Genomic DNA, 8023 nt, shown 5'->3' on the forward strand with positions numbered 1-8023 from the left:
AAGTAAAGGAGGGGGAATATTTACATCGCGTTGCCAACTTATGACAGAACATCACTGGAGAGTAATCTGTTGCTCTTACGGTGTTTATAGCGCGCCATTTGACGGATGGTTTATACCTGGCCCGGTATTGTCGCCCCGGGCGTTGGCGTCACCGTGTGCTGTGTCGGTATAGCGTGGTATCATGAAATCATAATGTCACCTTTGGTTCAGGTTTTTCATCCAGCGTCAATGGCGGTGCCGGGGCAAATAACGGGGCGAAAATAACGCCGCTGATCACCACGCTTAGCGAGCCAATGACCCCATAAAAGAAGAAGTTAAGGTCAGTGGCATAGCGTGCGCCCAGCACGGTAATGACGCTGATAATAATTCCTAAAACCGCACTCCCGGCATTTGCTCGTTTAAAGAAAATGCCCAGCATGAACAGACCGGTCATTGGCCCTCCCATCAGACCTATCAGACTATTAAATGCATCCCAGATTTCTGATTCATCGGCCATGACCAGCCATACCGAGGCTGCGCTACTTATCAGGCCCGCGACCAGAATAACTAACTTAGCTATTTTCATACGGTTTTCTGGCGTTCTTTTTTTATGACTCAAACGCTGATAGATATCGGAATTAAAACAACTGGAAATGCTGTTTAAGCTGCTGGAGATGCTGGACTGCGCGGCAGCGAAAATAGCGGCGATTATCAACCCTGCAATGCCGACTGGCATTTCGGTGACCACGAATAAGGGTAAAATGCCGCCAGTGTTGAATCCCGCCGGTAATAATTGTGGATGTTGCTGATAGTAGACAAACAATGCCGAGCCGATAGCAAAAAAGAAAACAGGGATCACAGCAACCAGTTTGGCATTTGTAAGTAATGTTTTCTTCGTTTCCTCTATGGAGTCAGTCACGATATAGCGTTGGACCACATCCTGACTGGCAGTAAATTGCTGAATATTGGCAAACAGAAAACCAATCATCAATACAGGTACTGTGCTTTCCGTCCAGCTCCAGTGGAACTGCGTAGCCGGAAAGAATTTATCCGCCTGCTGCGTCACCGTAAAAATTTCACCAATGCCGCCCTGGACTTTGAGACATATCACTATAAAAATCAGTATCGCGCTGCCAGAAAGTAAGAGGCCTTGAATAACATCAGTCCATATTACTCCTTCAATTCCACCCATCCAGGTATAAATGATACACATCACGCTAATCAACAGTACCAAAATCACCGGGTCTATAGCGATGAAGGGGCGCAAGGCCAGCACGGTGAGGAAAGTGATAATGGCGATACGTCCGATATGAAACAACATAAATGACATGCTGGCGAATAGACGGCAGCGCACATCGAACCGTGCTTCGAGATATTCATAGGCTGATGTGACTTTCAATTTCCGAAAAAACGGAATATAGAAATAAAAAACCAGCGGTAAAATTGCGATAGCCAGATACTGACCAATGATAAACGTCCAGTCGGAAGTAAACGCTTTGGCAGGAATTGACATAAATGTAATTGAGCTTAACGTAGTAGCAAATACACTGACCCCAGCCGCCCAACCAGGAACCCGGCCACCACCGCGAAAATAATCGTCTGCTGTTTTTTGCCGTCTGGAAAAATAGACACCGACTAACATCATGGCCAGGAGGTAGCCAAATAATACAAGATAATTAACGATGCCGAAAGAATGTGTAATCATAGTTCTTTCCTGCTTATGGTTTTGAGTAGAGTTGCGGTCATCGTCTGTGTATTTTTATCTTCCCATCATTCAGACGATACGATATTCAGATCAAGTAATAGTTTTTGTTAATCTCAATGACGGTAATCATGAGATGTAAAAGGCAGAACATTTATGCTCCACCAATGGTGATGCCCAGACGTATGTCCTGCCGGATACCTGAAATAGCAGCTATCCGATATTGCGTTCAAACAGGTTTCAGGCCTGGGTATCGTATTTGCCGATAGCATTATTAACGTCGGATCATTCTCTGAGACATAAATATCAATAGTAAGCGTGTTCATTTTCTTTTCCTGTTCAGCGTCTTACTGCATGACTGAACCACTGACAGATATGCTCGATACGGGTGATAGCGGAACCAACGGTAACTGCCCAGGCACCATGCTCAATAGCATTGGCCGCCAGTGCAGGCGTGTTATAGCGCCCCTCGGCAATAACACGACAACCTGCATGGCTCAGTTGCGTCACCATTGCCAAATCTGGCTCAACCGGCGTGATGGGGCCGGTATAGCCAGACAATGTTGTACCAATGAATTCGATTCCTTTCTGATGGCAACTTATGCCTTCATTCACGGTTGAACAGTCTGCCATCGCCAGTAATCCATGCAGGCGAATACGTGTCAGTAAACTATCAATATCAACCGGGCGAGAGCGGAATGAGGCATCAAAAGCGATAATATCGGCACCTGCCTGCGCCAGGGCGTCAACATCCTGTAAATAGGGAGTGATACGGACTGGCGACCCTGTAAGGTCACGTTTAATTATCCCAATAATTGGAACAGAAAGATGGGGACGAACAGTCCGCAGATTCTCAATGCCTTCAATGCGCACAGCGACCGCACCCGCCGAAGCCGCTGCCTGTGCCATTGCAGCCACAATTTCAGGTTTATCCATAGGGCTGCCTGGTACCGGTTGGCATGAGACAATCAGCCCACCGTTTTCGTGTACACTTTGTTCCAGCCTGGCTAATAGTGACATCCAGTTCCGCCTTATATATTTTGAAGTTTTGCTCCGTTTTATGTTATGTTGTGGAGTGTTGCTGCATCAAGCAAAAAGATAGAAAAATGTGAACACAGTCATAAGGTATGTTTGTTATTCAATTACTGCGCAAGCGGATTTGAGGCTATAACCTGAAGCTACAAGACAAATACAATTCATTCTGACGGCAGCATGCTGTATTTTATTAACTGCTTCCGGCATAAAGATAAAATGCTCAGAAGGAGCTTATACGCCACGGGATAGCCAGTATGAACTGCATCACATAATTCTTGTTGTATTTATTCAGAATGCTATCACTAATGAGTTTGGCCATAACAGGTCACCCATAATCACTTCTAACATCACCATGGGGTGCTTTTACCTCGCACATGATAACCCCATGTAATTATTTTTAGCGCTTGGTCACATTTTGTCATTATCATTGTTGAAATTATGCGCCATAAGATCACTAATGATGAAGCTTTACTCCAATTGTATTTCTTCGCATGGGGATGCAGATGAAAAATTTTAAGAAAATGATGACGCTAATGGCGCTATGTTTATCAGTCGCTATCACCACATCAGGATATGCAACGACGCTTCCTGATATACCAGAACCACTGAAAAATGGTACTGGCGCTATTGATAATAATGGCGTGATTTATGTCGGCTTAGGTACCGCAGGGACATCCTGGTATAAAATTGATCTTAAAAAGCAACATAAAGACTGGGAGCGTATAAAGTCGTTTCCTGGTGGAGCTCGTGAGCAATCCGTGTCGGTATTTTTAAATGATGAGCTTTATGTTTTTGGTGGCGTAGGGAAAAAAAACAGTGAATCACCGTTGCAGGTTTATAGCGATGTGTACAAATACTCACCGGTGAAAAATACATGGCAAAAAGTTGACACTATATCTCCAGTTGGATTAACAGGGCATACGGGAGTAAAATTAAACGAAACGATGGTACTTATTACCGGAGGGGTTAATGAGCATATCTTTGATAAGTATTTTATTGATATAGCGGCTGCGGCTGCGGATGAAAGTGAAAAAAATAAAGTCATCTATAATTATTTTAATAAACCTGCCAAAGATTATTTTTTTAATAAAATCGTATTTATCTACAATGCTAAAGAGAACACATGGAAGAATGCCGGTGAGCTGCCAGGCGCGGGGACGGCAGGATCGTCATCGGTAATGGAAAATAATTTCCTGATGCTGATTAATGGTGAGCTCAAACCGGGTTTACGTACCGATGTGATTTACCGCGCCATGTGGGATAACGACAAGCTAACATGGTTGAAGAACAGCCAGTTACCGCCATCGCCTGGAGAACAACAGCAAGAAGGGTTGGCCGGAGCATTTTCGGGCTATAGTCACGGTGTCCTGCTTGTCGGTGGTGGCGCGAATTTTCCGGGAGCAAAACAAAATTATACCAATGGAAAGTTTTATTCCCACGAAGGAATAAATAAAAAATGGCGAGATGAAGTCTATGGTTTGGTTAATGGCCATTGGCAATATATGGGTAAAATGAAACAACCTCTCGGCTATGGTGTATCAGTAAGTTATGGTGATGAAGTTTTCCTTATTGGTGGTGAAAATGCTAAAGGGAAACCTGTTTCGTCTGTAACCTCCTTTACCATGCGTGATGGTAATTTATTAATAAAATAATTTTTTAAATACAAAAATAAAGTTAATTGATAAGCGGAGTATTTTATGAAAATCAACAGATATCTTCTGGGTATGGTTTCGTTTATAGCATTTTCATCATATCTACAAGCGGCAACCCTTGATTATCGGCATGAATATGCTGATAGAACCAGAATTAATAAAGACCGTATTGCTATAATTGAAAAACTTCCTAACGGCATTGGTTTTTATGTCGATGCCAGCGTTAAATCGGGAGGAGTAGATGGCGAGCAGGATAAGCATTTAAGCGATCTCGTCGCAAACGCTATAGAACTGGGCGTAAGTTATAATTATAAAGTTACGGACCATTTTGTTTTGCAGCCTGGATTTATATTTGAAAGCGGTCCAGATACTTCAATTTATAAGCCTTATTTAAGGGTGCAATATAATTTTGATTCTGGTGTTTATATGGCTGGTCGTTACCGCTATGACTATGCAAGAAAGACAGCTAACTACAATGATGATGAGAAAACGAATAGATTTGATACTTATATAGGTTATGTTTTTGATGAGTTGAAATTAGAATATAACTTTACCTGGATGGATAGCGATCAAATTAAATTTGATAACAAAAAAACAAACTATGAGCATAATGTGGCTTTAGCCTGGAAACTGAATAAGTCATTTACACCATACATTGAGGTTGGAAATGTAGCGGTGAGAAATAATACCGATGAGAGACAGACCCGTTATCGCGTTGGATTACAATACCACTTTTGAGAAAGGTTAAAGAGTTACTGTACTAATCTTTGCTTAGTATTCATATCGATAATCTTATAGCCCGTGGCTACGTTACAGAACGTTAGACTTTGTCTTGAGTATTCACGTCCTTAACGTAGCTACGAATAAGGATGATAAACAATGAATATACGCTTTACATAGCTACGATCTCAGGCGGTTGTCGGAAAGTGCCGGTTGATAGTGTCTTATTCGGCAATTGATATGACTTAAAAATTAATTCCGTAAGCATTTCAGACGGTAACAGCAAATAAGGGTTTTATTGTGATAGCAAAATTCTTCCCGTGGTATAGCGAGATAACTCGTCCACAAAAAAATGCTTTATTTTCAGCATGGCTGGGTTACGTTTTTGATGGCTTCGACTTTATGCTGATTTTCTACATTATGTATCTGATCAAGGCTGACTTAGGATTGACAGATATGGAGGGCGCATTCCTTGCCACAGCGGCCTTTATTGGGCGACCATTTGGCGGGGCGCTATTTGGTCTGCTGGCAGATAAATTTGGCCGTAAGCCGTTAATGATGTGGTCGATAGTTGCCTATTCTGTAGGTACAGGGTTAAGTGGCCTGGCTTCCGGTGTAATTATGCTGACGCTTAGTCGTTTCATTGTCGGTATGGGGATGGCGGGGGAGTATGCTTGCGCTTCTACTTATGCCGTGGAAAGTTGGCCAAAGCATTTAAAATCTAAAGCGAGCGCATTTCTGGTTTCAGGTTTCGGTATTGGTAACATCATAGCAGCCTATTTTATGCCGTCATTTGCCGAAGCGTATGGTTGGCGTGCTGCTTTTTTTGTCGGTTTGCTACCCGTTCTTTTAGTAATCTACATCCGGGCCAGGGCTCCTGAATCTAAAGAGTGGGAAGAAGCCAAACTCAGTGGTCTCGGAAAGCACTCACAAAGTGCCTGGTCAGTTTTCTCTTTGTCAATGAAAGGGCTATTTAATCGAGCTCAATTTCCACTGACATTATGTGTATTTATTGTTCTGTTCTCTATTTTCGGCGCAAACTGGCCGATCTTTGGTCTACTGCCTACATATTTGGCGGGAGAGGGCTTTGATACGGGCGTGGTCTCTAATTTAATGACGGCGGCGGCATTCGGCACTGTATTGGGAAATATCGTTTGGGGTCTGTGCGCAGATAGAATTGGTTTGAAGAAAACGTTCAGCATTGGTCTTCTCATGTCCTTTTTATTCATTTTCCCGTTATTCAGAATTCCGCAAGATAATTATTTAGTGCTGGGCGCATGTTTATTCGGTTTAATGGCGACTAACGTAGGTGTTGGCGGGCTGGTTCCCAAATTCCTCTACGACTACTTTCCTCTTGAGGTTCGTGGTTTGGGTACCGGGCTGATTTATAATCTTGCTGCGACATCAGGCACATTCAATTCAATGGCGGCGACCTGGCTTGGAATAACAATGGGGCTAGGCGCTGCGCTAACGTTCATTGTTGCTTTCTGGACCGCAACAATTCTACTCATTATTGGTTTATCCATTCCGGATAGGCTAAAAGCACGTCGTGAAAGGTTTCAGTCAACAAAAGAATTTTAATAGAGGATAAATGATGACGAAATACGGTGTTGTAGGTACGGGTTATTTTGGCGCTGAACTGGCGCGATTTATGTCTAAGGTTGAAGGGGCGAAAATCACTGCGATTTACGATCCGGTAAATGCGGATCCGATAGCGAAAGAGCTGAACTGTGTCGCCACTGCAACGATGGAGGCGCTTTGTACCCATCCTGATGTGGATTGCGTAATTATTGCTTCACCAAATTACTTACATAAAGCGCCGGTCATTGCGGCGGCTAAAGCGGGTAAACACGTGTTTTGTGAAAAACCTATCGCCTTAAATTACCAGGATTGTAAGGATATGGTTGATGCCTGCAAAGAAGCTGGTGTTACCTTTATGGCGGGTCACGTTATGAACTTTTTTCATGGGGTTCGCCACGCTAAAGCGCTCATCAAAGCCGGTGAAATCGGTGAAGTTACACAAGTTCACACTAAACGTAATGGTTTTGAAGACGTGCAGGATGAGATCTCATGGAAGAAGATTCGCGCAAAGTCAGGTGGGCATCTGTACCATCACATTCACGAGCTAGATTGTACACTGTTCATCATGGATGAAACCCCATCCCTGGTTTCAATGGCGGCGGGGAATGTTGCGCACAAAGGTGAAAAATTTGGTGATGAAGATGATGTTGTCCTAATCACTCTTGAGTTCGAAAGCGGTCGTTTCGCGACACTTCAGTGGGGATCATCGTTCCACTACCCTGAGCACTATGTATTAATTGAGGGCACGACAGGTGCAATTCTCATTGATATGCAAAATACGGCTGGTTATCTAATAAAAGCGGGCAAAAAAACACACTTTCTTGTGCATGAAAGCCAGGCGGAGGATGACGATCGTCGCAACGGTAACATATCCAGCGAGATGGATGGCGCAATCGCTTATGGTAAACCCGGTAAACGTACGCCGATGTGGCTCTCATCAATTATGAAACTGGAGATGCAGTACTTGCATGATGTGATAAACGGTCTGGAGCCAGGCGAGGAGTTTGCTAAATTGCTAACGGGAGAAGCGGCGACAAATGCCATTGCTACCGCTGATGCTGCGACGCTTTCCTCAAACGAGGGGCGCAAAGTAAAACTCACTGAAATTCTTGGCTAAAATTGAAAGCCGGATGGTGGTGTTATTACCCGGTGGCGCTGCGCTTATGTAGATCGGATAAGGCACCTGTGAACTATGCGCCATCCGGCAATGGACGGGGGGGCTTAATGCGAAAAAAGCCCGTACTTTCGTACGAGCTCTTTCTTGAATATGGCGGTGAGGGGGGATTGACTCGCTGCGCTCGCCCTTCGGGCAGTCTCCTCGCAGGCTCGTCGTCTGTCCAACTGGCTGCGCCAG

General features: G+C 43.9%; 6 protein-coding genes. 4 read left to right on the forward strand and 2 right to left on the reverse strand.

The genetic code is table 11. The features are described 5' to 3' along the window. Positions 1–187: 187 nt before the first annotated feature. On the reverse strand, positions 188–1684 hold the full coding sequence (locus tag ACLJRH_RS16435; protein WP_000628085.1) for a sodium:solute symporter: 1497 nt from the start codon (positions 1682–1684) through the stop codon (positions 188–190). 336 nt (positions 1685–2020) lie between these two features. Beyond that, positions 2021–2701, reverse strand: coding sequence for an N-acetylmannosamine-6-phosphate 2-epimerase (locus ACLJRH_RS16440; RefSeq protein WP_000054244.1), 681 nt, complete (start codon positions 2699–2701; stop codon positions 2021–2023). 506 nt (positions 2702–3207) lie between these two features. Here ACLJRH_RS16440 and ACLJRH_RS16445 point away from each other — a divergent pair. The 4 genes from ACLJRH_RS16445 to ACLJRH_RS16460 all read left to right on the forward strand — a co-directional run bounded on the left by ACLJRH_RS16445 (position 3208) and on the right by ACLJRH_RS16460 (position 7786). Then, on the forward strand, positions 3208–4368 hold the full coding sequence (locus tag ACLJRH_RS16445) for an N-acetylneuraminate epimerase (RefSeq protein ID WP_000525757.1): 1161 nt from the start codon (positions 3208–3210) through the stop codon (positions 4366–4368). A 45-nt stretch (positions 4369–4413) separates the two neighbouring features. Continuing rightward, positions 4414–5106, forward strand: coding sequence for an oligogalacturonate-specific porin KdgM family protein (locus ACLJRH_RS16450; protein WP_023136906.1), 693 nt, complete (start codon positions 4414–4416; stop codon positions 5104–5106). A 282-nt stretch (positions 5107–5388) separates the two neighbouring features. Next, positions 5389–6669 carry an MFS transporter gene (locus ACLJRH_RS16455; RefSeq protein WP_001529094.1) on the forward strand — a complete coding sequence of 427 codons (1281 nt, stop codon included), beginning with the start codon at positions 5389–5391 and terminating at the stop codon, positions 6667–6669. Positions 6670–6679: 10 nt separating this feature from the next. After that, on the forward strand, positions 6680–7786 hold the full coding sequence (locus ACLJRH_RS16460) for a Gfo/Idh/MocA family protein (protein ID WP_000988594.1): 1107 nt from the start codon (positions 6680–6682) through the stop codon (positions 7784–7786). Positions 7787–8023: the final 237 nt, after the last annotated feature.

Source organism: Salmonella sp. SAL04162 (assembly GCF_046551535.1).
Taxonomy (GTDB): Bacteria; Pseudomonadota; Gammaproteobacteria; order Enterobacterales; family Enterobacteriaceae; genus Salmonella; species Salmonella enterica.